Genomic DNA, 23931 nt, shown 5'->3' with positions numbered 1-23931 from the left:
CCCGGCACGACGCCCCGGCGCGTCAGGGGAGCGCCGGGGCGTGCGGTGCGGGGAACGCTCAGCCGAAGTTCACGTCCGAGCAGGCGTAGAAGGCGTTGGCCGTGTCGGCGACCTCCCACACGGCGAAGATCACGTGCCTGCCGCTCTTGCCGGAGGGCAGCTGACCCTCGTGGGAGAAGCTCGACGGAGGCTGCTTGCCGCCGTAGTCGATCGACAGGAACGGGGCCGGTTCGAGCGCGGACCTGGTCAGCGGCTGGCTCGGGTCCCAGCTGTCCTTGGTGACGAAGTAGCGCCAGGACTCGGTGGAGTGCATGGCGCTGAGGTCCCAGTTGAACTGGAAGTTCTGGCCGGCCTGGACGTCGGTGGTCGGCCAGTCGCCGCCACGCGGGTCGTCGAGTTCGGAGAAGCGCGAGTTGCCACCGCTGCACAGGTGGCCGTCGGCCGGACCGGCATCCGGGAAGTTGCCCGGTCCCTCGACGCTCTGCGGTTCCCACTGGATCGCGCCGCAGTTCTGGACCGTGCCGTTGGCGCACAGTGCCTGGCGGCTGATCGGGCTCTGGGGGTAGCCGTGCCCCTGGGCGACGCCGGTGGTGACCATCGACAGGGCCAGCGGTGCCACGCCGAACGCGGCGATTCCGAGTGCTCGTTTCACACGTTTGGTGAGCATGGGTGCTCCTTTTCCGGGTCCGATGGAACAGCAAGCTACTCGTGGTTGAACCTTTCGGGACAGCACCGTTCTGGGGAACCTGAGGCGCTGTTACCGCCGCCACTATGGTCTAGACCTCTAGGGTGAAAGGACCAACCGCACCCGCTGCCGGGCGGTCGTGGGACACAGCTGTTGCGGGCAGCCGGGGAGGAGCCGAGGAGCTCGGGAGCGGGTGACCCGGTGCGGCGCGAGGTGGCCGGTCGGACGGGTCGTCGAGAACCCCCTGGTGAAATGACGAACCCGCCGGGGGGTATACCACCGACGGGTTCGTCATTGAGCGGATGACGGGATTCGAACCCGCGACCCTCAGCTTGGCAAGCTGATGCGCTACCGCTGCGCCACATCCGCGTTCTTCAGTCGCTCACGGAGTCCGACTCCGTGCTGCTGTGAATACCACTTTAACCCATCGTTGACGGGCGTTCGAAGGGGGGTCCCCGTCGCTCAGCGCGAGCGTGCGGGGCCGGCCCGGGTCAGCTCGACCCGCACGACGACGCGCTCCTCCGCCCGCATCGCGGCCCGGTAGGACTCCCAGTCCTCGTGTTCGCCGGAGATGCTGCGGTAGTACTCCTCCAGCAGCGGCATCGCCTCGGGCAACTCCGTGATCTTCACGTTCCCCTCCACCTGGATCCACGGGCCGAAGAACTGGTCGGGCAGCACGCACAGCCAGGCGCGCGGATCCCGGCGGAGGTTCGCCACCTTGGTCGATCCCGCCGTCGTGCTGACCACGATCCGCCCCTCGCCGTCCACGGTCGCCAGCACCGGAGTCATCTGCGGCGTGCCGTCGGCGCGGAGGGTGCTCAGTACCGCGTGGTGCTGGTCCTGTACGACCTTGCGTGCCTCGTCGAGATCCATCGGGTGTCCTTCCCGTGTGGAGTGCTGCCGTGGATTCCCACGATAACGCCGATCACGGCCGTGGCGAGACCTTCGACGATCCCCTCGTCGGGTTGGATCGGGGGCACGCGGCGCGGGAGTTTTCACCCACGAGGCGGTAGGCGTTCGCGGTACCGTGGAACCGCTCTCGGTGATCACCGAAGGCGACGGGAACCGGCGAACGATCCCTGGGCGAGGAGGCGGCGATGAACCGGGTGGTGCGTGGCTCCGACGGGCGCATGTGGAACGTGCGCTCCCACTTCGAGTGGTCCGATCCGCTCGAGATCAACGAGTGGGAGCACGACATCGGCGGCGGTCGGGCCTCGGGGATGGGCGTGGGAGCGGTGGTGCTGTTCCTCTACGTCGTGTTCATCCTGTGGACGCCGAACGGGGTGTACCTGCCCAGCTGGCTGTTCCTGGTGTTCCTGGTGGTCGTGCTGTTCTTCCCGGCGCGGTGGTTGGTGAACCGGCCGTGGACGGTGATCGCGGAAACTCCCGGTGACCAGGACGACGCCCCGCCGGAGCGATGGGTCGGCGTGGTGCGCGGAGTCGTCGTCGTGCGTCGTGAGAGCGCGCGGGTCTCGCGCAACATCGAGCTGCACGCCGAGCCGGACATGAACGGGCCGTTGCAACCCGTTGAGTGATCGACGCAGGAGGTATTAGCACGCAAGGATTACCACGATCGGCCTAACATATCGCCCCGCTTCCGCCGGACGGAAGTGTTCGCGACCGCTCACCGATGATCAGGGTGCGTTGAACCCGATCAACGGCGAACAGCCTTGATTCTTGCTCGGCCCGCACACGAGTATGGTCCGCGTGCCCGAGCTGCTGACTGATCGGACAGTGCTGACCGTGATCGCGGCGCTCGGTGTGCTCGGTATGTTCGTCATGCTTTGCCGCGCGCGCCGAGTGAGTACCTCGCGAGAGGACGCCACGCTGGCAGCGCTTCACCGCGTGACCACTGCCGCCCCCTACCTGAGGGACGGGCTGGACCAGACCTCGGCGGACCGGACCGCTCCCCACCTGCGCGAGCTGCTGTCCTGCGTGGCCGTCGGCATCGTCGATTCCGACGCCACCCTGCTGAGCTGGGACGGCGCCGCGAACCAGCACTACGCCGACATCACCGGCGAGATCGAGCGCGCCCTGCGCACCGGTAAACGCGAGTACGTCGACCACGCCAAGCTCTCCTGCGAGTGGCGACCGTGCCCGATGCGGCACGCGGTGGTGGTTCCCCTGGAGGTCGAGGGGCGCAACCGCGGCGCCCTGGTGATCATCACCGAGGGCGACCGGCGGAGACTGCTGCGCGCGGCCGGAGAGGTCGCCGACCACGTCACGGCACAACTCGAACTCGCCGAGCTCCAGGACTCCAAGGAAAGGCTCGCGCGGGCGGAGGTGCGTGCGCTGCGCGCGCAGATCTCCCCGCACTTCATCTACAACGCGCTGAACACCATCTCCTCCCAGATCCGCACCGACCCGGAAGGAGCGCGCGACCTGCTGCAGGAGTTCGCCGACTTCACGCGCTACTCGTTCCGCACCAGCGGGTTGTACACGACGCTGTCCGAGGAGATCCGCAACGTCGACCGCTACCTGACCCTGGAGAGCGCCCGGTTCGGCCCCGATCGGCTGCGGATGCAGTTCAAGATCGCCCCCGAGGTGCTGCCGGTGGTCCTGCCGTTCCTGGCGCTGCAGCCCCTCGTGGAGAACGCCGTGCGGCACGGCCTGCTGAACAAGCCCGGCGGCGGCACGGTGTCGATCACCGCGGAGGACAACGGCAACGAGGCGCTGATCAGCGTCGACGACGACGGCGTCGGGATGGATCCGCGGCAGCTGGAGGCCGAGCTCGACAATCACCTCGACGGCTCCCAGGTCGGACTCGGCAACATCAACAACCGGATGCGGGCCACCTTCGGCAACGACTACGGCCTGGTGGTCGAGACCGAGCAGGGGGCGGGCATGAAGGTCATCATGCGGGTCCCGAAGTTCTCGCCCGGTGTCCGTCCCGTACCGGAGAACCCCGACGCACTGCCCGAGCAGCGGGACAACCAGGACATGGCTGAGCCGGTAACGTCGGGGTATGAGTGACAGCCGCACGAGCAAGAGGAACGGGTCCGGGGTCGCTGACGTGATCAGTGACAAGCTGGTGTCCCGGCTGCCGAGCAAGTTGGCCGAGCGGGCCGAGCGCGGCCCCGTGGTACCCGTGGTCAAACTGAGTGGTGTGATCACGCCGACGCCCTCGCCGATGGGGCGCCCCTCGATCTCGCTTCAGACCGTCGAGTCGGCGCTGACCAGGGCGTTCGGTCACGAGCGGCTGGCCGGTGTGGCGTTGGCGATCAATTCACCGGGCGGAGCGGCCACCCAGTCCGCGCTGGTGGCCGATCGCGTCCGGGAGCTGGCGCGGTCGAAGGACGTGCCGGTGCTGGCCTTCTGCGAGGACGTCGCGGCCTCCGGCGGCTACTGGCTGGCCTGCGCCGGTGACGAGATCTACGCCCACTCCACCTCGATGGTCGGTTCGGTGGGGGTGGTCAGTGCCGGCTTCGGTCTGCACGGGCTGCTGGACCGCTTCGGCGTGGAGCGCCGGGTGCACACGGCGGGCGAGGCCAAGATGCGGCTCGACCCGTTCAGCCCGGAGAAGGAGGAGGACGTGCGCTGGCTGAACTCGTTGCAGACGGAGATGCACGAGCAGTTCGCCGAGTGGGTGCGCGGGCGTCGCGAGGGCAAGCTGCGGGGCACCGAGGACGAGCTGTTCTCCGGGGAGGTCTACAGCGGCACCAGGGCCAAGGAGCTCGGGTTGGTCGACGGCGTCGGCACGCTGCGCGGAGTGGTCAACGAGCGGTTCCCCGACGCGCACATCGTCCCGGTCGAACCCCGCAAGCCGCTGCTGGCCCGACTCGGTCTCGGCACCCCGGCCGCCCGCGGGCCGGGCGGAGCTGTGCTGACCGCGCTGGATGCTCTCGAACAGCGGACCGCGTGGTCACGTTTCGGCCTGTGAGCCTCACGGACCACGGTGATTTCGCGAACCACCGTGGACATTCGCCCGCCGGGACGGCAGGATATGGCGTTGCTGTGGGTACTCAGGAGCGCGCTCCGGGGCTCGTCGTCCTGGTCGTGGACGACGAGACCGCCGGGCTGAACGAGATGAAGCACATGCTCGGCGACAACTCGCGGGTCGGTCGTATTCTGGCCGCCTCCGACGCTGCCGAGGCATTACGCATGTTGCGCAGCGACAACCCCGAGCTCGCCGAGCGTGGATCGCACCGTCCGATCGTGGACGCGGTCTTCGCCGACGTGGTGATGCCGGGGCTGAGCGGATTGGAGCTCGCCCGTGTGCTGACCGCTTTCGCCAATCCGCCCGCGCTGGTGTTCCTGACCGCGCACGGGGAGAACGCGCTGGAGGCGTTCGAGATCGGCGCGGTCGACTACATCATGAAGCCGGCCAACGAGGAACGCATCGACCGTGCGCTGAAGAAGGTCGAGACAGTCGCCCCAGCGACAGGAGCGATCGCTCCTCCGAGCGAGCCGGAGCCGGCGCGGCAGGGGGACGACGAGGTCATTCCGGTCGAGCTGGCCGGCACCACCAAGCTGGTGCCGCGCAGCCACGTGCGGTGGGTCGAGGCCCAGGGCGACTACGCGCGACTGCACACCAGGGACGGTTCGCACCTGGTGCGCATTCCGCTGTCGCAGCTCGAGGAGAAGTGGTCCGAGGTCGGTTTCGTGCGGATCCACCGCTCGTACCTGGTCTCGCTGTCGTTGATCAGCGAGTTGCGGATGTCGTCGTCGGGGTACTCGGTGCTGCTGGCGGGCGGGGAGCTGCGCGAACTGCCGGTCAGCCGCAGGCACACGCGCGAGCTCAAGAACCGGCTGGTCCGCGCTCCGCGACTGGGGTAGTCCATGAGCGCGAGCAAGGACACCGGGGAGCGGGCACCGCGCCGCAAGCGGGTCGTGCTGGCCGATCGCCGGGGCACCCGCGAGGTGCCGCGCACCATCATGGAGCTGGAGGAGCAGAACAGCGTGGGCGAGGCGATGGTGACCCACCTGATGAAGGCGCAGCTGCGCGGTTCGCTGGTGCTGGCCGGGGTCACCGTGGCGGTGTTCCTGGCGCTGCCGCTGCTGTTCTGGTCGCTGCCGGACTTCGCGCGGGCGACCGTGTTCGGTATCCACCTGCCCTGGCTGATCCTGGGCGTGCTGCCGTTTCCGTTCATGGGGCTCATCGGTTACCTCAGCGTCCGGTGGGCCGAGCGCCACGAGCGCGAGTTCCTGCACATGGTCGAGCGGTGAGCCGGTGACCTGGTGTTCTCGGCGCCCCGCCCAGGCGTGGGTTTCGGCGGTTTCTCGCGAAACCGCATTACGGCACCTCCACCGGTGACACGGTGCGCGACTGGGTACGCCGACAGCCGTGGCCGCGGAGCTTCCGTCGAGCAGTGGTTTAGCATGATCGACGCTAAGTGCTAGGCGGACCGGGGGCCTGCGATGGAGTGGAACGTCTGGGCGCTCGGTGGGATCGTCGTGCTCGGTGTCGCCACGTGCACCCTCGCCCTCTGGGGCTCGCGTACCGCGCGGACCACCTCGGACTTCCTCGTCGCGCGCCGCTGGGTGGGTTCCGAGCGCAACGCGGCGGCGATCTCCGGTGAGTACCTGTCGGCGGCGTCGTTCCTCGGCATCGCCGGTCTCGTGCTCAAGGACGGCGTCGACGCGCTGTGGTACCCGATCGGGTTCACGGCGGGCTACCTGGCGCTGATGCTGTTCGTGGCGGCTCCGCTGCGGCGCTCCGGGGCCTACACCCTGCCGGACTTCGCCGAGGCGCGGCTGAACTCCTCGCGGTTGCGCCGCGTGGCGACCGTGCTCGTGGTCGTGCTCGGGTGGCTGTACCTGGTGCCGCAGTTGCAGGCGGCGGGGGTGACGCTGGCGACCGTGACGGGGATGGGGTACTCCGGCGGCGTCGTCGTGGTGGCGGTCATCGTGTTCCTCGGGGTGCTCGGCGGCGGGGTGCGCGCGGTCACCCTCGTGCAGGCGTTCCAGTACTGGGTGAAGCTGTTCGCGATCACCGTGCCCGCCTTCGCGCTGTGCGTGGTCTTCCTGGGCGACGACGCGCTGTACCGCAACGGTCTGACGGAACCGGCCCCTCCGGTCTTCGAGCGGGCCACGACCGTGCGGATCGAGACCGCGGTGGAGCTGCGGGTCACCGATCCGGTGTGGGTGCGGGTCACCAACGGCGCCGACCACGGCGTCCTCCAGGACGGCGCCGTCTACGTGCGTCCGGGCGTCTACCCGGCCCACGCCGGTACCGAGCTGCGGTTCCCCGCGGGGTCCCCGGTACCGGTGGTCGCCGACGCGGAACCGAGCAACGCCTCCTGGGCGCGCCCGGAACACGGGGGTGCGAGCGGGCTGCTGGAGACGTACTCGCTGATCATGGCCACTTTCCTGGGCACGATGGGGCTGCCCCACGTGCTGGTGCGCTTCTACACGAACCCGAGCGGGTACCACGCCCGGCGCACGACGCTGTTCGTGCTCGGGATGCTCGGTGTGTTCTACCTGTTCCCGACGATCTTCGGGATGCTCTCGCGGCTGTACACGCCGCGACTGCTGGTCACGGGCCACACCGACGCCGCCGTGCTGCTGCTTCCCGGGGCGATGCTGCACAACTGGGTCGGCGGGCTGCTCGGCGCCATCACGGCGGCGGGAGCGTTCGCCGCCTTCCTGTCCACCTCGTTCGGCCTGGTCATGAGCGTGACCGGGGTGCTGTCGAGCGACGTGCTGCCCGGCCAGGTGCGGGACTTCCGGGTGACGGTGGCGGTCGCGTCCGTGGTGCCGACCCTGCTGGCGCTGGTGCTGGTCGAACGGGACATCTCGGAGACCGTCGGACTGGCCTTCGCGATGGCCGCGTCGACCTTCTTCCCGCTGCTGGTGCTGGGAATCTGGTGGCGGGGACTGACGGCGGCCGGTGCGGTCAGCGGGCTGCTGACGGGCAGCGCGCTGGTGCTGAGCACGCTCGCGCCGGGGTTGCTCCTCGGCGACTCGACGAGCTGGTGGGCGGTGCTGCTGCGGCAGCCCGCCGTGGTCACGGTCCCGGTGGCGTTCCTGGTGACGGTGCTGGTCAGCCGGGCGACCCGGGGGCAGGTGCCCGCCGACGTGTCGCGCGTGATGCTGCGGATGCACGCTCCGGACCGGCTCGGCTTCATCCGGGACCGGGCGGTCGAACGCTTCGGTCAGACCGGCGGTGCGGACCGCCGGGGCCGCCATCGCCGGTGAGGCCTCACGACAGCCCCACGAGACCCGTGGCAGTATCGGGGTGTGACTACACCGATGCACGGTCAGGTACCAGCGGTGCAGCCCGAGGAGATCCCGGCGGAACTGTCCGAGGGCGCGCTGCTGGATGTGCGCGAGAACGACGAGTGGCTGGCCGGGCACGCGCCCGGAGCGGTGCACATCCCGATGAACGAGGTCCCCGAGCGTCTCGACGAGATTCCCGAGGTCGACCAGCTCTACGTGATCTGCCGTTCCGGTGGCCGCTCCTCCAAGGTGACCGCCTACCTCAACGCCGCGGGCTGGGACGCCGTCAACGTCGAGCGGGGCATGAACGGCTGGTCGGCGGCCGGGCGTCCCGTCGTGGCCGACGACCCCGACGCCGACCCGTACGTGCTGTGAACCGACCCGGTCCGGGCGCGCCGGTGGAGTGGGTGGCCACTCCGCCGGGCGGCGGCCGGCCCGCGCGTCGTGAGGCTCCGCCACGTCCGTACACCGGTCCGCCGTCCTACCCGGTGACGCCCCGATGGGGGTTTCCCCCGCTGGGCTGGCGCTGGCCGCTGGCGTTGCCGACCCGGTACCGGGCCGATCCGGGAGAGCGTGTGCTGTCCCTGTCCTCCACGGCGGTCACGGCGTTGTGGGGACTGGCGGGCGTGGCGGCGCTGGCGTGCGGGGCCGAGGTGTGGCGCTACGTGCTGCTGCTGCGCAGCCGCGAGGAAGCGCTGCCCGCGGTCACCCTGGCGATCTCCGACGCCCTGGTGGCGACGGCGGGTGTGCTGACCTGGCTGGTGGGAGCGCTGGCCGGTGTCGTCGCGGTCCTGTGGGCCCTGCGCGCGCGGGACTGCGCCGGGGAGAGAGCGGGCGTGCGCCCCGCGCGCCCGGACTGGCGGTTCGTCGCCGGTGTGCTGGTTCCCGGACCGAACCTGGTCGTGCCCGGGTGCGTGCTGGCCGAGCTGGAGCACACGGTGCTGGTCGACGAGGGGGCTCGCGACCTGGACGCGCGCCCGAGCCCGTCACGACTGGTGCGGGCGTGGTGGTCGGCCTGGGTGGCGAGTCTGCTCCTGGGCTGGGTGACGTTCTGCTGGGGCTTTCGCGACGGCGTGCAGGCGATGGCCGACGGCGTGGTGCTGCACGCGTGGACCGACGCCGTGGCGGCCGTGCTCGCCGTGCTGACCCTCCGCGTCGTCAAGCAACTGACGCGCCTGCTCACGCCGGTGGACGCGACCGAGGTGCCGCACCCGCGTGTGCTGGCCGTGCGCGGCGCTCCAGAACCACAGCGCCCGCCACGCCCGGACACCGCTCCTCGCTGATGTCACTCGCCCGGCCGGGCCGAGGTGCACCCGTCCGTGTGGGGCTTCTGCGATTTTCCCTAAAGTTGTTCCATCTATCCGCCCGCGTCGCCGACGCCGCACACGGTCCGATACCGTCGCGTCCACCTGTGTAGTCATCATCAGGGGAGCGAGGAGGCACCGGTGACGAAGCGGACATCCGATCAGTCCGCCGCGGAAGCACCTGTCGGTAAGCGGCAGCCGTGCCCCTGCGGATCGGGCAAGCGCTACAAGGCGTGCCACGGCGCGGAGAGCGGCTCGCGGCAGCCGATCGTGACCCGTCCGTTCGGGGGTCTGGCCGCCGAGGGCGAGCTGGTGGCGCTGCGCGAGTTCGTCCCCTCGGCCACGGCCGAGCTGCCGCTGCGCACCGGCGACCGGAGCATCCTGCTGGCGACCGTGCTGCCGATGGCCGCGGCCGCGATGGTGCGCAACGACGGGCAGGCCTTCGTCGGGCTCCAGGTCCAGACCAAGTCCGGCGACATCAGCAGCGACCTGGCGCGGGCCGTCGAGTGGGCGCAGCAGGCGGAGCCGGGCCAGTCGTTGCCGGCGGTGGGCCCGGAGAACGTCCCCACCAGCGTGGCCCCGAACCGCCTGCAGGACCTGATGGACCCGCAGGAGCAGCTGTCGCCGCAGCTGTACGACGACTTCTCCTGGTGGATGCCCGAGGACACCGAGCCGAGCCGCGAGGTGCAGCTGTCCCTGGAGCGGGCGAACGCGGCGATCACACCGACGCAGCGGATCGACGCCGAGGGGGTGTGCTCGGCCTACTGGGTGGACACCGGAACCAAGGCTCACCTGCGGTGGGTGCGCTCCGAGTCGGAGGATCGGCTGATCGCCGCGCTGGCTCGGTTGTCGGCGCGCGGTGAACTCGCCCTCGACGAGGACAGCCGCTACGCGGGCTCGTTCCGGGCGCACGGCCTGATCGTGCCGGTGTGGGACCTCGACCGCGAGAAGCACGCCAGCGAGTGGCGGGAACCCGCGAGGGCGTTGGGGCAGCGGCTGGAGGAAGCGCTGTCCTCGCTGGACGACGAGCCGCTGACCTCGACCGAGCGTCGTGCCCGTGAGGGGCTGCGGGGGCGGCAGGTCACCATCCGGTGATCTCCGCGCGGCCGCGCGTGGAACCGTTCCCCGCGGCCGGAGCCGGTTCCGCCTCGGACGACTTCGCGGAGTTCGTCCGAGGCGAGCTGCCCGGCGCGGGACGCGGCTGAGTGACCCGGCGAGCGACGCTCACACCCCGCCGCCGGCCACCGGGGGAGCGGTCGGGTCGTGGTGCTCGCTTCCGGCGCCCTCGCGGGCGAGGAAGTTCTCGATGTCGAAGGTGTTCCCCTGCGCGCGCTCGGCGATGTTGAGCAGCGTGGACATCTGGGAGACCTCCTCGGTCTGCTCCTTGAGGAACCACTGCATGAACTGCTCGCCGATGTAGTCGCCCTCCTCGCGGGCGGTCTCGGCCAGCGTGACGATCTCCCGCGTGACCGCGCGTTCCTGCTCCAGCGCCAGCGCCAGGAGCTCGCGGGTCTCGGTGAACTCGTTGCGGACCTCCCCGATGGCGGGAACGGTCGGGGTGACGTCGTTGTCCATGAGGTACTGGACGATCATCATCGCGTGGTTGCGCTCCTCGAGCGCCTGGCGGTGGAAGTGCTTGGCCAGCCGGGGTAAGTCCTCCTTGTCGAACCACACCGCCACGGCGACGTACTGCTGCGAGGCGGTGAACTCGTTGCGGACCTGCTCCTGGAGCAGCCGGTGGAATCCCGAGTCCTGCTTCTCGAATTTCTTCGTGCTCGTAGTCATGCTTTCAGGCTACGCGGGAATTGTGGGAATCGTCATCGCAGGTTACCCTCACGATGATTAGTCTTCCCTTTTTGAGGTGAACCTTTGAAAGGGAAGGCGATCCTCGTGAAGGAAAGGCGATCCTTATTGTGAAAGGGCTCGCCTCCTGTCGTGGTGCGCCGCGTGCGCGAGAGTCTCCGGTAGTGGCCCCGCTGGGCGTCGGGGCCGGATGCCGCGGCGAGTCCGTCCGGCTCCGACTCCGCGATGGCGGCATCAACGCCGTGTTCCAACTCGTCTCACCTCTGACACGGACTGCTGACCAGCCGCGATCGATGTAGTTGCAACTTATACACTAGTTCATGTATAAAGCTAAAAGTGAAGCTTTTCGAGGCCCTGGCCAACCCGCTACGACGTCGGGCCCTGGAAGAGTTGCGCCGGGACAGCGTTACCGCGGGGGAACTGGCCGCACGCCTGGGAGTGCAGCCGTCCGCTCTGAGCCAGCACCTGAAGCTCCTCAAGGAGTCGGGGTTGGTGGAGGCCGAGCACCGTGGCACGGCAACGGTCCTGCACCTGAGTACTACTGCCGTGGAGGAGGCGGCGCGTTGGATTCTCGACCTGACACGGCCGCGCGAAGAAAACGAGCAGGCCGATAAACCAATGACGCGATCGGACGACGAATCCGGGTAAGGATCCTCTTCCGCGGTATGATGCAAAACAAACCACCCAGGCTTACGTGGCTCACTCTGTGCGCCGTGATTTCGGTCGCCCTGATCGCCGTGATGGTCGCCCTGGCGGTGATCACTTGGAGTGTGACACCGCCCGGAGAGATTATCAGTCGGCACGGCCCGGATGGTCGGGTCGCTGCCACGGGACCGAAGTGGCTGGTTTTGTTGCCGGCACCGGTAATTTCCGCTGTCGTCGCCGGGACGCTGTACCGGCAGGCGGCACGAACGGGACTTCTCTCCTCGGAGGGACGTACGCGGCACGCTTACGTGTGGGGCTGGTTGGGTACGCTCGTGATCGTCACTGTTGGTCAACTGGCTACTGTGGCAGGGGTGTTCGACCTGGGAACGGATATTTTCGTTCGTGGGGCCTTGGTCGCCGTGGGGACTTTTGTCGCCGTGCTGGGCAACAGGCTGCACAGTGCGCCACCGCATGCGGCTTTCGGTGTCCGTGCGAGTAAGAACGATCGGCTGCGTGGATCACGTGGGGTCCACAGGGGTACGGGGATCGCGCTGCTGCTGGTAGGTGTTCTTACGGTCGTCGGGGCCGTGTTGTTGCAGTCGGCCGTGGTCGCTGTGTTCGTGGCTGTCGCCGTCGTCGTGATAGCAGCGGCGTCCTTGACGCGTGTCTGGTTCGCCGGGTGACGCCGCCGAACACCGGATGCGGTGTGAAAAACAAACCAGTGGATCGTGGTGATAATATGCATTATGACAATCGCACCTTCCCGCCTCGTTTCCTCCAGGCGGTCTTCTGCTTGCTGCTGGTCGCCAGCGTGGCCGGCAGTGTCGCGATATGGGTCCTCAAGGGCGACCAATTGGTTCCGGCGATTTTGTTCACGGTGATCACCGTCGGCCTCTTCTCGGGGCTGCTTTTCATGCACATGCGTGTTCGCGTGGACGACGAGCACCTTGTTGTCTCGATCGTTCCCGTGTTGCGTCGACGTTTTGCGCTGCGTGACGTCGAGAGTGCGGAATTGGTCGACTCGGGGCCGCGCGAGTTCGGCGGTTACGGCATGAGGTTCGGCCCGGGCGGAGCAGTCGGTTTTCTCATGGGGCCCGGTCCCGCGGTGCGGTTCACGACCGGTTCCGGGCGGATTTACGTCGTCGTCGACGCCAATGCCGAGGAGATAGTCCGTTTATTGAGGTGATCTCGGTGAATTCGCGGAGCTCGGAAAAGTGAGTCTCGGCGATCGCACGAGCCGGGCCGCGGTACTAGTTCTGTGGTTGCTTGGCCCCCGGCTGAGAGGTCGACGACGGATCCCGGTCGTCCGATGTGATGTCCTCGGGTTCTCCTCGAACAGCGGTCGTTGATGCTTCTTCGCTCGAAGGATCGGGACCGCTGTCCCGAGACGGGCCGTGGTACAGCTGCGAGACCGGCCCGCCGATGGGTACCAAAAGCAGCAGCAAGGCGCCGGTCATGGCCGCTGCGAAGCTCCACAGCCCCATGACGACCGCGATCAGGGCGTGGAATGTCACACCCAGCGGAAGAAGAATCGCACGCAGGCGTCGCGAGGAGTTCAGGACGCTGAGGGCCAGGGCGAGTTCCAGCACCAGTGGTAGCCAGGTCAGCAGTGCTACACCGACGGGAACTTCGACGATCCACGACAGCAGCGGTCGCAACCAGGGGGAAGCGCCGAAGGTGGGACTGTTGATCCAGTAGTACAGTGCCGTTCCGTCCACCCACTCCGGCACGGCGAGCTTCGCCAGGCCGGACTGAAAGTATATGCCGACCACTTGGAGGCGGGCGAGAACAAGGCCCGTGACTCCGATGACCGCGGATACTTGAACGGCGTTGTTCTTCCACGGGGTGCCGCTTTCCCCGTCGAGTCCGTGCTGTCGGTTCCAGTGCCATTTCCTCGGGTCGGTCAGGGCCACTGGCAGCAGCAGTATGGCGAGGATCATGGAAACTTGGTCCCCGCCGTCGGGAATGGAGATGGAGGTGTGGAAGCTGAAGGTTATCCAGGCGTGGGGCAGTGCCGTGACGCGAGGCCGCCACCCGCTCGCCACGACGAGCAGGATCCCTGCGGCCACGAACCGCCAGATGTTGTGGCTGTCGCTCGGTACGAGGCAGAAGAGACTTCCTCCCGAGATACCGTCGCACTTGGGGTAGGAACCGAATTGGGCCACCGGGTGAAACAGTGTTTCATCGGAGCTGAAAATCAGCGTTCCCGCCACTCCGAGCGCCAGGAACGTACGCGCCGCGCCGTATGCCGGTCCCCACGGCACCGGCAGGCGGGACGGTTCGCGAATAAATTGCGAAAACTGGCGTACCAGATAATTCAGCATGATACCTCCGCCGGCAGAACCCGCTTGATGCTCCATCGCTTTTCCGTGACATTGCGGAAGGCCCAGGGTTCCGGGACACGTTCGACGAACATGATGTGCCCACAAATACTGGGTTCCGGAGACGGGTTGTGGATGGCCATCGCGCCGTGGTCCTTCTCGGCCAAGCACACCGCCAGGTCCTCGTAGCATTTTTGCCACTCGTCGTTCGGTGCCTCGTGGATCAGCAGTGCTACTTCGACCTTCTGGGCCCGGGAGTAGCGGTTCAGGCCGAACATGTTGACCGGACGAGAGTGCGGAGATCGTATCTCCCCCCGCCATTGCTCTGGTCCGATTTTTCGGTAGGCCGTGAAGTTCTCCGAGCGAGGTGACTTGGTGAAGAAGGCCCACCCCTGCTTGAACAGCTGGCTCGTCGCCGGGGCGACGTGTTGCTCGAACGGCAAAGTGATCACGTTCTTGGGCAGGTGGATATGCACCACGTACGTGAAAAAAACGATGGCCACGAGCGCGGCGGGAATTATCTTTAGCTTGCCGACTCGAAGGTGCGGAGTGGGTTCAGCGGGATCCCTTCGCGGGGTCTCGCGGTCGTCGGTGGTATTTGTTTTTGGCATGACTCGTATGGAAACTCTTGTCTCTGACGTGTTTTCCGTCTGACGGATTTTCTTGCGACGAGGAAGCAAGGTGGGGGCGGGCGGAGAGCTCGTCTCCGCCCGCTTTCGATCATGCCGTCCTGAGCGTGTTCAGCAACTGTGCGAGTTTTTGGTCCTGCCCGAGCTCGCTGGCACTCGCGGCCTTGTTCGGCCAGAAGTACGCCGATCCGTACACCAGGAAGTGTCCGACGGCCACGGTTTCGGCGACGGCGACTCCGGCGGCCGTGAACGCGGCCGCGGCGTGGACGACCGCGAGTCCGACGGCCACGGTGACCCCGCAGGTGGGCTTGGCGTCACCATTGGTCTCCTTCGTGCTCACCTGCTCGGGAGCCGCTTTTTTGGCGAGTGCCACCGAGTTCTCCACCGCGCGTGAGACCCGCACGGGATCGCCACTGCGGACTTCTTTCTCGAAATCGGCGAAGAAACCGGGTTGCGTTTTCTCCATCTTGGCGGTGATCTGGTCGACCGCCTTCATGGCCTCGGGAGAGTTGTTCCTGTCGATCATCTCCTGGTCGCCCGTGAAGATGGGCAGGCCCATCAGCTTGTCGCCGACCCCTCCCTGAAGGAAGAATATGCCGCGGAAGAGATCCTTTCCGTTCGTTTGCGCCTGCTCGATCTTGGCGGTTTTCTCGGTGATGTGCCGCTCGGTGATGACCCGCTGGTCATTACCGATGGCGGCCTGCGCGATACCCGTTCCAGTGGCCAGCACGACGGCGCTGGAAACGAGTACGGCTATTCCTTTGGAGCGTAATTTCATTTTTTCCGCACACCCAGTTTAGTAGTGACCAGATCGGGATTCTGGCACGGCCAGCGCTGTTTCCCCAATTCGCTTGCACGAGCCAAAGTATCAAGCGGTGTGGTTGTGGTCTACAACGGACTGCGTTCGTTTCGGTCTCGTTACTTCGCGATGCTCCATGTGGAGCAATCGGTGGGGCTGCTCGGGTGAGAGAGATTCACGCGGACGGTTTTCGACGGTCTGACAATACGATCCGACGTGTTTGTTGATCATAGGCCGTGTCCTGCCGAAGGGTCGAGCTCCGTGGCGACGCGATCCGTTGGTCTTCGCAAAGCGTCGGGCCGTCCCGTGCGCTACCCTTCCTGGCCGGTCTCGGCCGACGACCCGTCGGAGCGGTCCGAACCATCCGAAAGGCAGCGAACCCGCTGGTGGCACTCCCGCGCGGCCTCGGGGCCACCGGCTTGCTCCAGGGCTGTTGCCAGGGACCGGAGACTGTCGACCTCGCCCTGCCGGTGTCCGATCTCGTTCCGGTGGGCCACGGCCTGCCGGTAGGTCTCCACGGCGTCGTCGAGGTTCCCGGACCCCAGGAGAGCCCCGGCGAGGTCGTGGAGCACGACACCTTCGCCGTACTTCTCGTCGACCTCGCGGTAGAACGACAACGCCTGCCGCAGGTGTTCGAACGCCACGTCGAAATTCCGCAGCTCGGATTCCAGCGCGCCCAGCGCGGCGTGAGTCACGCCCTGGCCGAACGGTTCGCCGTCGGCGCGGTGCATTTCCAGCGCGCGGCGCAGGTGGTTCCGCGACTGCCCGTGCCGCTCCAGAATCGTGTGCACCTCGCCGAGCGCGACGAGCAGCGTCGCGGTCCAGTACCGGTCGTCACGGTGGTCGAACAGGCTCAGCGACCGCTCCTGGTGCCTGGCGGCCGTCTCGTACTCGCCGCGCTGGAAGTGCGCGATGCCGAGGCCGAGTCGCAGGTGCGCCCGCGCCTCGTCGTCGCCGAGCTCGCGGGCCGAGTCGAGCCCGGTGGAGAAGGTGGCGATCCACTGCTCGGTGTCCCCGCGCAGTCGCAGCGGGTAGAGCAGGGTGTGGGCGAGCTGCCACGAGTGCACGTTCATGCCGACCTCCCGGGCCTGCCGGACGGCGGCGGTGAGGTTGGGCAGTTCGGTCAGCCACCAGTCCAGCGCATGCCGAACTCGGGGCAGCTCCAGCTCCTCGCCCTCGGCGCGCGGGATGTCGGGGGTGAACTGCCGGGAGTGCCCGAGCAGCTGGTGCTCGATCCCGAAGCTGGTGCGCAGGTAGTGGTCGAACAGGCGCCGCAGGGCGGCGTCGCGCTCCTCGGCGGGTTCGTCGGTGCCCGCGCACTCGGAGGCGTAGGCGCGCAGCAGGTCGTGGAAGCGGTAGCGCTCGGAGGAGGGGCGTTCGAGCAGGTTCGCCTCGACGAGTTCGCCCAGCAGCGCATGGGTGTCGCGCTTGCGAGTGCCTAGGAGTTCGACCACGGCGGCGAGGCCGATGTCCGGACCGGTGGGCAGGCTCAGCAGCCGGAACAGGCGAGCGGCCCCCTCCGACAGCGACCGGTAGGACCAGGAGAACACCGCGCGGACACCGGTCGTGCCGCCGGTCTCCAGCGCGTCCAACCACTGCTGTTCGTCCTGCAACTCGTGCAGCAGCTCGGGCAGGGGAGCGTCGGCTTCCTTCGCGGCGTGCACGGCCACGATGCCCAACGCCAGCGGCAACCCCGCGCACAGCTCGACCAGCGAGCCGACCGCATCGGACTCGGCCGCCACTCGTTCGTGCCCGAGATACCGCTCCATCAACTCCCGCCCCTCCTCGGGGGTGAGAGCCGCACGACTGTCGGTAACTACGCTCATCGCTCCCGTTCCTTGCCATACCGGTTGATCAGGCAAGGATGACACAGATCGGGAACGCGAAAGCACAAAACGTATCCGATGACCGTTCAGGTGTGTCGCGTGTTTCTATGCGCAGGGGTGACGCGGGTTTTTGAAAGTCGGCTACGCGCGCACGCTGCGCACGAACGACGCCCACTGTTCCCGGTCGAAGGCCAAAGTGCCGCCGTCGCGGTCCTTGGTGTCGCGGACACCTACGAGGCGTGGAGTAACCGCCACCTCAACGCAGGAAGCGTTGGTCGTACTGCGACTGGATTTGCGCCAGGATGCACACGTTAAGTGTTCGTTGACCGCCTCAAGATCCATAATGCCACCCTAACGAGTGACACCCTGGCGAGTTAAGAGAAAAAGGGGCTCTCACGGGTGGATCGGCGTGTTCACGCCAAAGTGAGGTCGCCGTCCTTGAGGGCGGCCGTGAAGGCGGACCAGGCGTGGCGGTCGAAGGCCAGGGTACCGCTGTCGCGGTCCTTGGTGTCGCGCACGCCGACGGCCTGTGGCGTCACCGCTACCTCGACGCAGTGCGAGTTGCTCGTGCTGCGGGTCGACTTGCGCCAGCAGGCGTGGTGTAGGTCGTGAGACAGGTGAACAGGCTTCATGTCTCCACTGTAGTTCGGCTTCGGAGCCGACCGTAAGCATCTTTGATGCGCAGCAACGAACTCTTGCGGTCGAGAGCTGCCTTCGTCACCTCGGTGTAGGCGAGGTGGTATTCACGGACCGTCATCGGATCCGTGATCACCTGCGTTGAGGTCACGGTCTCCTGCCACAGCAGAGTGGGAAGCTTGCCACTGGGGAACGTCATGAGGTGAAAGATCGATCCGCCCATAGCTTCGTGGCCGGTCGCTTCGAACGGCACGATACGAATGTCCAGGTTGCCCGGCTGCTGCTCGACCAGGTCTCCCAGGTACTTCAGTTGCCCAGCGAGCACCTCTCGGCCACCGACCTGCTGGTACAGCACGGCCTCGCTCATGATCGTGCTGAGTTGCAGCGGGTCTTCTCCGGTAAGGCGATTCTGGCGATGCAGACGAGCTTGGATCCTGCGGTCCACTTCGGCCAGGCGGAGGTTGGGGCTGCCAGCTTCGATGAGCGCGCGTGCGTACTCCTCGGTCTGAAGAAGACCGGTCACGATGTCGCTTCCGTAGGTGCGAATGCTTTCCGCGCCGTGTTCGTAGCCAAAGAACCGCAGAAGCTCGTCGCTGAACAGGCCCGTGTAGTCGCTCCACCAGCCGCGCCGACCTGCTTCCTTCCTCAGCACACGGAGCTCATCGGCTTCGTCTTTGTCGAACTCGTACGCGTCGAGCAGAGCCTCGAGTCGATCTTCGCCTACGTTCTTCTTGCCGTGCTCGAACTCCGAGAGATAAGCGGATGTGATTCCAAACCGCTTGGCTGCAGCCGTCGCGGTTAGTCCCGCCTGGTCACGCTTTTCGCGAAGCCTTCGCCCCAGTGCCCAGGCCGCGACGGTAGGAGAGCTTGGTGCCATGTCGTACCTCCGGAGCGATCACACCTTTGGGTGATGTAGCTATCTATTTAGATAGCCATCCTCTAGTCTCGATCTCACGGTAACGCTAGCAACACGTTGGGTTACCGCAGGCGGCGGTCCTGGCTCTGCCCCCGACCCCGGCCGGGATCGCCGCCTCCCAGCAACGACGAGCGAGAGGGCGTGGTCGTGGTGACGATGTTCTTGGAGGAGGGCCTGTTCTGGCGGGGCCCGGTGGTGTGGTGGAACCCGGTCGACGGGGCCCGGCACGCGTTCTCACCGGAGGCGAAACCCAAGCCCGAGCAGGAGCGGGTCACGCTGTGCGGGCAGGCGGTGGTGTTGATCGACCCGAGCGAGTTGGACTGGTTGATGCCGACCTGCGACACGTGCATGGATCGGGCCAAGCAGTGGTCCCAGCAGCGCCAGGACTCCATCGAGGAGCGCCGCCGTGATCAGCGCCGCCGACAGGGGTGGTTCTAATGACTGCCCACGAGCTCGGCGTCTGGCTGCCCCTCGGCGCGCTGCTGGCCGCACCCTTCCTCCTACTGGTGCCCGTCCGAGGCGGGAACGGCCAACACGCCCACGCCGGACCCGGCACCCTGACCGTCAACCAGTTGCAGAACGCAGCGATCCCACAGGGTGAACGGACCGTTTGGGCACTCACACCGCCCAAACGGTCCGTTCACTCCGAAACCGAACCCGACGACGAGGACATCGCCTGGCCGCCCGAACCCGAACACGAGTGGGACGAACCGGACCCCACCCCGCTGGAACGCAACCTCCACCAGCTACTTCACCCGCCCGCCGAAGAGCCCTACGTCGGCCGCCACCGCCTCAACGAACCCGGCGAAACGTATCCGCCCCCGCCCAGGCTGGCCGGACTCCGCATCGCCCTCGCCCCAGCGCTCACAGGCGCGGGCGTAGGTCCGAGCGCAGCCGCGTAACCACGGGTGCACCCGACGACCACTGCAAGAGCGAAGCCGGTTTCGCGCGAAACCGGGAAATCCTGGTTTCGCGCGAAACCGGGCACAACCATCCCCACGACACCACGTCAGGGGGCAGTTATCCACAGGAAGACCCGGGAAGAGCGGGGTTGCCCACAGGAATGTGAAGTTCCGTGCGGGGTCAGCCCTGCTTCTCCCAGGGTGCGATTCCGATGACCGGGGGTGCGCTCTTCTGCATGTCGTTGGTGAAGACGTCCTCGTCCTCGACCAGCCAGCTGGGACGCTCGTGCTCTTCTTCCTCGCCGCCCTGGCCCTGCTGGCCACCGCCGCCCATCGGGCGCATTCCTCCGCCTCGGCCGGACTGGCCACCGGTGGCACCACCACTGGCCGTGGACGACGCACCGGAGCCCGGACCACCAGTCGGGGCCACACCGGAGCGGCCGCCCGCCGAGAGACCACTACCCGAGCCCGGAGTCGCACCGGCACCCGACCGGGGGCCGAAGCCACCGTCGGCACGACCGGAACCGCCGCCGCGAGCACCCCCAGCACCGCCGCGGCCCGCGCCGCCAGGACCCCCGCGAGCCGTGCCGCCGGGGCCACCGGGCGCCGGGGCCCACCGGCCGTTGTAGGGGTTCTGGCGCTGCCACGAGCCGTCCGGCATCTGCCGGTACAACATCCCGTCCTGCCCGCGCACCGTTCCGGGAGGCAGGTTCGAGTTCCCTCCGGCCCAGGTGGAACTCGTTCCGGCCGGAGCCTGCGTCCCCGACCCAGCCGGAACCGAGGAGGGAGACGGTGACGGACTCGGAGCGACCGAACCCGAGGACGGCGCCCACGCCGACTGCGTCGACGACGGCGTACCGCCGCCACCCCCACTACCCAGATTGGGCGTGCTGCTGTAGCTGGACTGCCCCAGACCCCGCGCCGTCGTGCTGTCGCCGCTGTCACCCGGAGGCGGCTGCGGTGGCGGCTCCTGCGGAGGCGGCTCGAACTTCGGCAGCGACTGGATCCGTGACTGGGTCTGCTGCTGGTACTGCTGCATCACCTGGTCGGCGTGCGAGTTGGTGGCTTGGAAGCGACGCTGCTTCTCCTCGTAGTCGCTCGTCCACCCCAGGCCCGGAAAACTGTCGACACCGTGCCGCTCCGCCCAGTTCTTGTCCGGCGGATCCAGCTGCGCCATTTCACCGTTCGGCAGCTTCTCGCCCTGGGCAGGAAGATGCTTGAAGGTCTCTCCCTGGGCGTTTGCCTGATCGGTGATCGCCTTCTGAACGCTCTTGGCGGTGTCCTCGCAGGTCTTGACCCGCTTAGCGACCTGGTCCACCGAGATTTGCGCGGCCTCGGCGGCCTGGCCCTGGTGAGCGTCCCGGGCTTCCTTCATCGCGGTGTCGATACCGCCGCCGACGGCTTTGAGCTCATTGACCACCGTCTGCCATTGCTCGCTACCGGTGCTGCCCGACGGGCGCGGCAGCTCGGTGGCATCCGAGCTCCCGGCCATGGCCTGCCGGTACATTCTCGCGCCGCTGGCGTAGCACAGTTCAATCATGATTGACCCCCATTCCTACTTGGCAGGCGGCAGCGTCGGTACGGTCTCCTCCAGCGCCTTTCGCGCCACCTGACACGGATCCTTCTTGCCCACCTTGGAAGTGGACTGGGTGACCTGGGCTGAAATCATCTGACTCTGTTGCGTACCCAGATAGATGCTGCAGATTCCGGCTTTCTTTGGATCAGAAGTATTTGCCCGCGCGGTCGGATAACCTGCCACTGTCAACTTCTTAAAGTCGCCCCATGTTTCAGGGTGGGCGTAGTAATCGCTAATCTTTCGATTCAGGACGGTGAGTGCCAACTGGCCACCCTCGCTGCTTCCGGGAGTGCGCCAGACACAAGCACTTGGTGAGTCAGGATCAAGCCCACCCTGTTCTTTGCGTCCCTGTGTCTCGTATCCGAGAGCTGTAGCAGTCTCAGCGGGCAGAAGATCACACAGTGGCACCGCCGCCGCGTCCTTGGGATTGTTGATCTGTATTGCCGACTGGTTCTGCGAGGGTTGTTTCGAAGCCGTCGGATCGGATGCCGCTTGCCTGCCCCCGCTGGAGCAGGCTGTCAGGGTCACCAGCAGGGCCGCGCCGGAGCACGTCAGCACCCCGCGTCCGAACTTGCGCACTCGTCGTCCTTCCGGAATCGTCACGGTCTCACGCCCGCCTGTCTTCGCCGGGTACCTGGTTTGGCATGGCCTCGGCGTCGTCCTGCTGATATTGCTTGATCGTCGCCCAGTAGGTGTCGATCTTCCCTCTCAGCTCGTCGTAGAGACCACGGAGTGCCGTTGTCAGCGAGCCGTCGTGGCCGATGGCCACGTCCTCGATGGCCTTGCGCGCCTGGCTGGTGGTCTGGTCGTTGGCGACCAATTCACCGGGCTTGATCCCCTGCTCACTCTTACGCATGAGACTTTCGATGTTGTCTCGCTGTGTCTCCAACTTGTTCACCGCGCCCTGTAAGGCTTCTATGTCGACGTGGAAGCCGTTGCCGGGTCCGGTCATGGGTGTGCCCCCCTTTACGTACTGCCCCCCGGTACGTGGTGTCGAGGCGTATCTTGCCGGATCGATCTCGCCCTGTCAGCCACCGGGGCGCCACGGCCGTGTGAAGCCAGGCACAGATCAACAGCGCACCGCAAGATTTTCGCCCGTTCGGAGTAGACGCACTGCCCACGCCGTGTGACGAATTCACTGGTTGCGATTCGTTCGAGTCACCCCCCCGCGAAGATCCGCGCTCCCATAGGCTTTTCCGCTGGTCCGCTACCGAACAGAAATCAAGGAGGCAGGCGGTGTCCACCCCCGCCCGCACGGTGGTCCCAACCAGGGGCGGGGTCCCCGGAGCCCACCTGGTGGCTGCACCCCTCACGGAGCGCCGCCGCCTCCGGGACACGGGTGGCAGCGCCCTTCGGACCAGCTCGGTCTTGCCGGTGGCCCGCCTCCGAAGAAATCGCGGTGGTGGATCCCGGTGCTCGTCGTCGGTCTGGTGGTCGTCCTGGTCGGTGGCGGAACGACCGCCTGGTGGTTCACCTCCGGGGGAAGCGAGGAGGCGGCGAAGCCCGCAACCGAGCCCGTTCTGGATCTCGTCCTGACGAGCGAGGTGGCCTGGAAAGTCCCGGGTCCGTCGACCGATGTCGAGGCGCACCCCTGGGAGCCGGTCGTCGGCCGGCCTCGTGATCCGCGTGGACCAGGAGCGGATCACGGCTCGGTCCAAGTCGTCCGGGGAGAAGAAGTGGGAGATCGCACCACCCGCGCAGCCGGGCGGTGGAATGTTTTGCGGCATGAGCAGCAGCGCGGTGAAGGGGCTCGGGGCCGTCAGCTACGGCGCTGATCGCGAATGCGCGGATGTCATGCTGCTGGACCCGAAGACGGCGGCGAATCCTGGTCCTGCCACGTTTCCGACTGCTCAATCGATGATTACGAGGCCGAAGGCGGGACCATCGTGTTCTCCCGGAGCTGTGGGTACCAGGACAGGACGAGGACGGTGGTGCTGAATTCGTCGACAGGACGTGTCAAGGGTGGAGCGCAGCTGCCGAAGGACGCGATCGTGGACGTGGTCTCGGCGGATCCCTGGTGCTCTCCGTTCAGGGGCCCGCTTTCTCGGGAAAAACGGGGAACTACGTGGTATTCGACGAGCAGGGGAACAAAGAGGCTCCATCTCGCAGCGCTTCCGTTCGTACGGTCCCAATGCGCGCTCGCTCGGCTAGGTTGATCACAAGCACTACCGCGTCGCCCTCTCGCACGGCGTGCTCGTGACCGTGACGAGCATTTCGGACCACAACGACTACTCCAACGAGATCGTCGCCCTCGACCTCGACACGGGGAAGCCGCGCTGGTCGAAGTCGTTCGGAACCGATGTCATCGGTGTTCCGCTCGCCGCCACCGGGGAGGGGGTGCTGGCCGTCAAGAGCGGTTGCTCCGCGAGTTCGCCGAGGGCGATCCGGCTGTCCTGGAAGGACGGCACGGTCACGCGGGCGAGCAAGCCGTACCCGACACCGGGTCTCCGCGTTGCGAACTGCGTCCTGCACCGGGGCGGCGACGCGGTCTACGGCGTCAGCCTGTCGGTCTCCGCCTCAGGGGACTCGCCTTCCCTCTTCGCCCTGAAGTGACTCTCGGTAACTCACCTGTTCGGGTTAATATTCCAGTTGCTGAGAACGCGGAGCACACAGGGATATGTGTCTTCAGGGGGCGGCGTGATGAAATCCTTTTGGGGTAAAGTAGCGGCCGGGTTGAGCTCACAGCCCGGATCGGGCATCACAGGAACCGAGAAGTCGTTGACCCGCAGTC

At 67.0% G+C, this 23931-nt stretch carries 28 protein-coding genes and 1 tRNA gene; 15 read left to right on the top strand and 14 right to left on the bottom strand.

Annotation, left to right across the window (positions count from 1 at the left end; translation table 11 throughout):
• Nucleotides 1-58: 58 nt before the first annotated feature.
• From FHX42_RS24120 to FHX42_RS24110, 3 genes are all read right to left on the bottom strand, one after another.
• Nucleotides 59-667, bottom strand: coding sequence for a lytic polysaccharide monooxygenase auxiliary activity family 9 protein (locus FHX42_RS24120; protein WP_182546740.1), 609 nt, complete (start codon nucleotides 665-667; stop codon nucleotides 59-61).
• A 315-nt stretch (nucleotides 668-982) separates the two neighbouring features.
• Nucleotides 983-1054, bottom strand: a tRNA-Gly gene (locus FHX42_RS24115).
• 93 nt (nucleotides 1055-1147) lie between these two features.
• Nucleotides 1148-1558, bottom strand: a complete 411-nt coding sequence (locus FHX42_RS24110; RefSeq protein WP_182546739.1) for a PPOX class F420-dependent oxidoreductase — start codon at nucleotides 1556-1558, stop codon at nucleotides 1148-1150.
• Nucleotides 1559-1782: 224 nt separating this feature from the next.
• Here FHX42_RS24110 and FHX42_RS24105 point away from each other — a divergent pair, with 224 nt between their 5' ends.
• The 9 genes from FHX42_RS24105 (at nucleotide 1783) to FHX42_RS24065 (ending at nucleotide 10242) form a co-directional block, all read left to right on the top strand.
• Nucleotides 1783-2220 (top strand): DUF983 domain-containing protein, encoded by a 438-nt coding sequence (locus FHX42_RS24105; RefSeq protein WP_182546738.1) that lies wholly within the window; start codon nucleotides 1783-1785, stop codon nucleotides 2218-2220.
• Nucleotides 2221-2383: 163 nt separating this feature from the next.
• Nucleotides 2384-3658: a GAF domain-containing sensor histidine kinase gene (locus tag FHX42_RS24100; RefSeq protein WP_220480836.1), complete on the top strand. Its 1275-nt coding sequence runs from the start codon at nucleotides 2384-2386 to the stop codon at nucleotides 3656-3658.
• On the top strand, nucleotides 3651-4565 hold the full coding sequence (locus tag FHX42_RS24095; RefSeq protein ID WP_182546736.1) for a S49 family peptidase: 915 nt from the start codon (nucleotides 3651-3653) through the stop codon (nucleotides 4563-4565). Before FHX42_RS24100 ends, FHX42_RS24095 begins: the two co-directional genes overlap by 8 nt.
• A 74-nt stretch (nucleotides 4566-4639) precedes the next feature.
• Nucleotides 4640-5461 carry a LytR/AlgR family response regulator transcription factor gene (locus FHX42_RS24090; RefSeq protein WP_182546735.1) on the top strand — a complete coding sequence of 274 codons (822 nt, stop codon included), beginning with the start codon at nucleotides 4640-4642 and terminating at the stop codon, nucleotides 5459-5461.
• A 3-nt stretch (nucleotides 5462-5464) separates the two neighbouring features.
• Nucleotides 5465-5851 (top strand): DUF485 domain-containing protein, encoded by a 387-nt coding sequence (locus FHX42_RS24085; RefSeq protein ID WP_182546734.1) that lies wholly within the window; start codon nucleotides 5465-5467, stop codon nucleotides 5849-5851.
• A gap of 192 nt (nucleotides 5852-6043) precedes the next feature.
• The gene (locus FHX42_RS24080) at nucleotides 6044-7822 is read left to right on the top strand and encodes a sodium/solute symporter (RefSeq protein ID WP_182546733.1); all 1779 of its coding nucleotides are present in this window, start codon (nucleotides 6044-6046) and stop codon (nucleotides 7820-7822) included.
• Nucleotides 7823-7876: 54 nt separating this feature from the next.
• Nucleotides 7877-8218: a rhodanese-like domain-containing protein gene (locus FHX42_RS24075; RefSeq protein ID WP_182546805.1), complete on the top strand. Its 342-nt coding sequence runs from the start codon at nucleotides 7877-7879 to the stop codon at nucleotides 8216-8218.
• 32 nt (nucleotides 8219-8250) lie between these two features.
• Nucleotides 8251-9126: a DUF4328 domain-containing protein gene (locus tag FHX42_RS24070; protein ID WP_182546732.1), complete on the top strand. Its 876-nt coding sequence runs from the start codon at nucleotides 8251-8253 to the stop codon at nucleotides 9124-9126.
• Between the two features lie 162 nt (nucleotides 9127-9288).
• The gene (locus FHX42_RS24065; protein WP_182546731.1) at nucleotides 9289-10242 is read left to right on the top strand and encodes a DUF5926 family protein; all 954 of its coding nucleotides are present in this window, start codon (nucleotides 9289-9291) and stop codon (nucleotides 10240-10242) included.
• Nucleotides 10243-10371: 129 nt separating this feature from the next.
• On the opposite strand, the gene FHX42_RS24060 is transcribed toward FHX42_RS24065, so the two are convergent.
• A complete protein-coding gene (locus tag FHX42_RS24060; protein WP_182546730.1) occupies nucleotides 10372-10932 on the bottom strand; it encodes a ferritin in 561 nt (186 codons plus the stop codon).
• A 354-nt stretch (nucleotides 10933-11286) separates the two neighbouring features.
• Here FHX42_RS24060 and FHX42_RS24055 point away from each other — a divergent pair, with 354 nt between their 5' ends.
• From FHX42_RS24055 to FHX42_RS24045, 3 genes are all read left to right on the top strand, one after another.
• A complete protein-coding gene (locus FHX42_RS24055; protein WP_182546729.1) occupies nucleotides 11287-11598 on the top strand; it encodes an ArsR/SmtB family transcription factor in 312 nt (103 codons plus the stop codon).
• A 65-nt stretch (nucleotides 11599-11663) separates the two neighbouring features.
• Nucleotides 11664-12278 carry an SdpI family protein gene (locus FHX42_RS24050; RefSeq protein ID WP_182546728.1) on the top strand — a complete coding sequence of 205 codons (615 nt, stop codon included), beginning with the start codon at nucleotides 11664-11666 and terminating at the stop codon, nucleotides 12276-12278.
• Entirely contained in the window at nucleotides 12275-12781 is a 507-nt protein-coding gene (locus FHX42_RS24045; protein WP_182546727.1) for a hypothetical protein, read from the top strand. The genes FHX42_RS24050 and FHX42_RS24045 overlap by 4 nt, the downstream gene beginning before the upstream one ends.
• A 64-nt stretch (nucleotides 12782-12845) precedes the next feature.
• Here FHX42_RS24045 and FHX42_RS24040 read toward each other — a convergent pair whose 3' ends face one another.
• The 7 genes from FHX42_RS24040 to FHX42_RS24010 all read right to left on the bottom strand — a co-directional run bounded on the left by FHX42_RS24040 (nucleotide 12846) and on the right by FHX42_RS24010 (nucleotide 18683).
• Nucleotides 12846-13919, bottom strand: coding sequence for a sporulation-delaying protein SdpB family protein (locus FHX42_RS24040; protein ID WP_182546726.1), 1074 nt, complete (start codon nucleotides 13917-13919; stop codon nucleotides 12846-12848).
• On the bottom strand, nucleotides 13913-14419 hold the full coding sequence (locus FHX42_RS24035) for an SdpA family antimicrobial peptide system protein (RefSeq protein WP_182546725.1): 507 nt from the start codon (nucleotides 14417-14419) through the stop codon (nucleotides 13913-13915). The genes FHX42_RS24040 and FHX42_RS24035 overlap by 7 nt, the downstream gene beginning before the upstream one ends.
• A 217-nt stretch (nucleotides 14420-14636) precedes the next feature.
• The gene (locus FHX42_RS24030; protein WP_182546724.1) at nucleotides 14637-15323 is read right to left on the bottom strand and encodes a sporulation delaying protein family toxin; all 687 of its coding nucleotides are present in this window, start codon (nucleotides 15321-15323) and stop codon (nucleotides 14637-14639) included.
• Nucleotides 15324-15655: 332 nt separating this feature from the next.
• Nucleotides 15656-17170 carry a tetratricopeptide repeat protein gene (locus FHX42_RS24025; RefSeq protein WP_182546723.1) on the bottom strand — a complete coding sequence of 505 codons (1515 nt, stop codon included), beginning with the start codon at nucleotides 17168-17170 and terminating at the stop codon, nucleotides 15656-15658.
• Nucleotides 17171-17311: 141 nt separating this feature from the next.
• Nucleotides 17312-17512: a DUF397 domain-containing protein gene (locus tag FHX42_RS24020; RefSeq protein WP_182546722.1), complete on the bottom strand. Its 201-nt coding sequence runs from the start codon at nucleotides 17510-17512 to the stop codon at nucleotides 17312-17314.
• Between the two features lie 71 nt (nucleotides 17513-17583).
• Complete coding sequence (locus FHX42_RS24015; RefSeq protein ID WP_182546721.1) at nucleotides 17584-17802, bottom strand: DUF397 domain-containing protein; 219 nt, start codon at nucleotides 17800-17802, stop codon at nucleotides 17584-17586.
• Nucleotides 17799-18683: a helix-turn-helix domain-containing protein gene (locus tag FHX42_RS24010; protein ID WP_182546720.1), complete on the bottom strand. Its 885-nt coding sequence runs from the start codon at nucleotides 18681-18683 to the stop codon at nucleotides 17799-17801. The genes FHX42_RS24015 and FHX42_RS24010 overlap by 4 nt, the downstream gene beginning before the upstream one ends.
• A gap of 195 nt (nucleotides 18684-18878) precedes the next feature.
• Between FHX42_RS24010 and FHX42_RS24005 the strand changes: the two genes are divergently transcribed.
• Nucleotides 18879-19160, top strand: a complete 282-nt coding sequence (locus FHX42_RS24005) for a zinc finger protein (protein WP_182546804.1) — start codon at nucleotides 18879-18881, stop codon at nucleotides 19158-19160.
• A complete protein-coding gene (locus tag FHX42_RS24000; RefSeq protein ID WP_182546719.1) occupies nucleotides 19160-19624 on the top strand; it encodes a hypothetical protein in 465 nt (154 codons plus the stop codon). Before FHX42_RS24005 ends, FHX42_RS24000 begins: the two co-directional genes overlap by 1 nt.
• Before the next feature lie 181 nt (nucleotides 19625-19805).
• Here FHX42_RS24000 and FHX42_RS23995 read toward each other — a convergent pair whose 3' ends face one another.
• The 3 genes from FHX42_RS23995 to FHX42_RS23985 are packed head-to-tail and all read right to left on the bottom strand — an operon-like array spanning nucleotide 19806 to nucleotide 22152.
• The gene (locus FHX42_RS23995) at nucleotides 19806-21164 is read right to left on the bottom strand and encodes a hypothetical protein (RefSeq protein ID WP_220480788.1); all 1359 of its coding nucleotides are present in this window, start codon (nucleotides 21162-21164) and stop codon (nucleotides 19806-19808) included.
• Between the two features lie 15 nt (nucleotides 21165-21179).
• Nucleotides 21180-21779, bottom strand: a complete 600-nt coding sequence (locus tag FHX42_RS23990) for a DUF3558 domain-containing protein (RefSeq protein WP_182546718.1) — start codon at nucleotides 21777-21779, stop codon at nucleotides 21180-21182.
• Between the two features lie 28 nt (nucleotides 21780-21807).
• Nucleotides 21808-22152: a hypothetical protein gene (locus FHX42_RS23985; protein ID WP_182546717.1), complete on the bottom strand. Its 345-nt coding sequence runs from the start codon at nucleotides 22150-22152 to the stop codon at nucleotides 21808-21810.
• 1250 nt (nucleotides 22153-23402) lie between these two features.
• Between FHX42_RS23985 and FHX42_RS23980 the strand changes: the two genes are divergently transcribed.
• Nucleotides 23403-23753 carry a PQQ-binding-like beta-propeller repeat protein gene (locus tag FHX42_RS23980; protein WP_182546716.1) on the top strand — a complete coding sequence of 117 codons (351 nt, stop codon included), beginning with the start codon at nucleotides 23403-23405 and terminating at the stop codon, nucleotides 23751-23753.
• Nucleotides 23754-23931 lie beyond the last annotated feature (178 nt).

Source organism: Halosaccharopolyspora lacisalsi (assembly GCF_014137975.1).
GTDB lineage: Bacteria > Actinomycetota > Actinomycetes > Mycobacteriales > Pseudonocardiaceae > Halosaccharopolyspora > Halosaccharopolyspora lacisalsi.
Note: the sequence above shows the minus strand (reverse complement) of the source record. Positions and strands in the feature narration are given on the sequence as shown.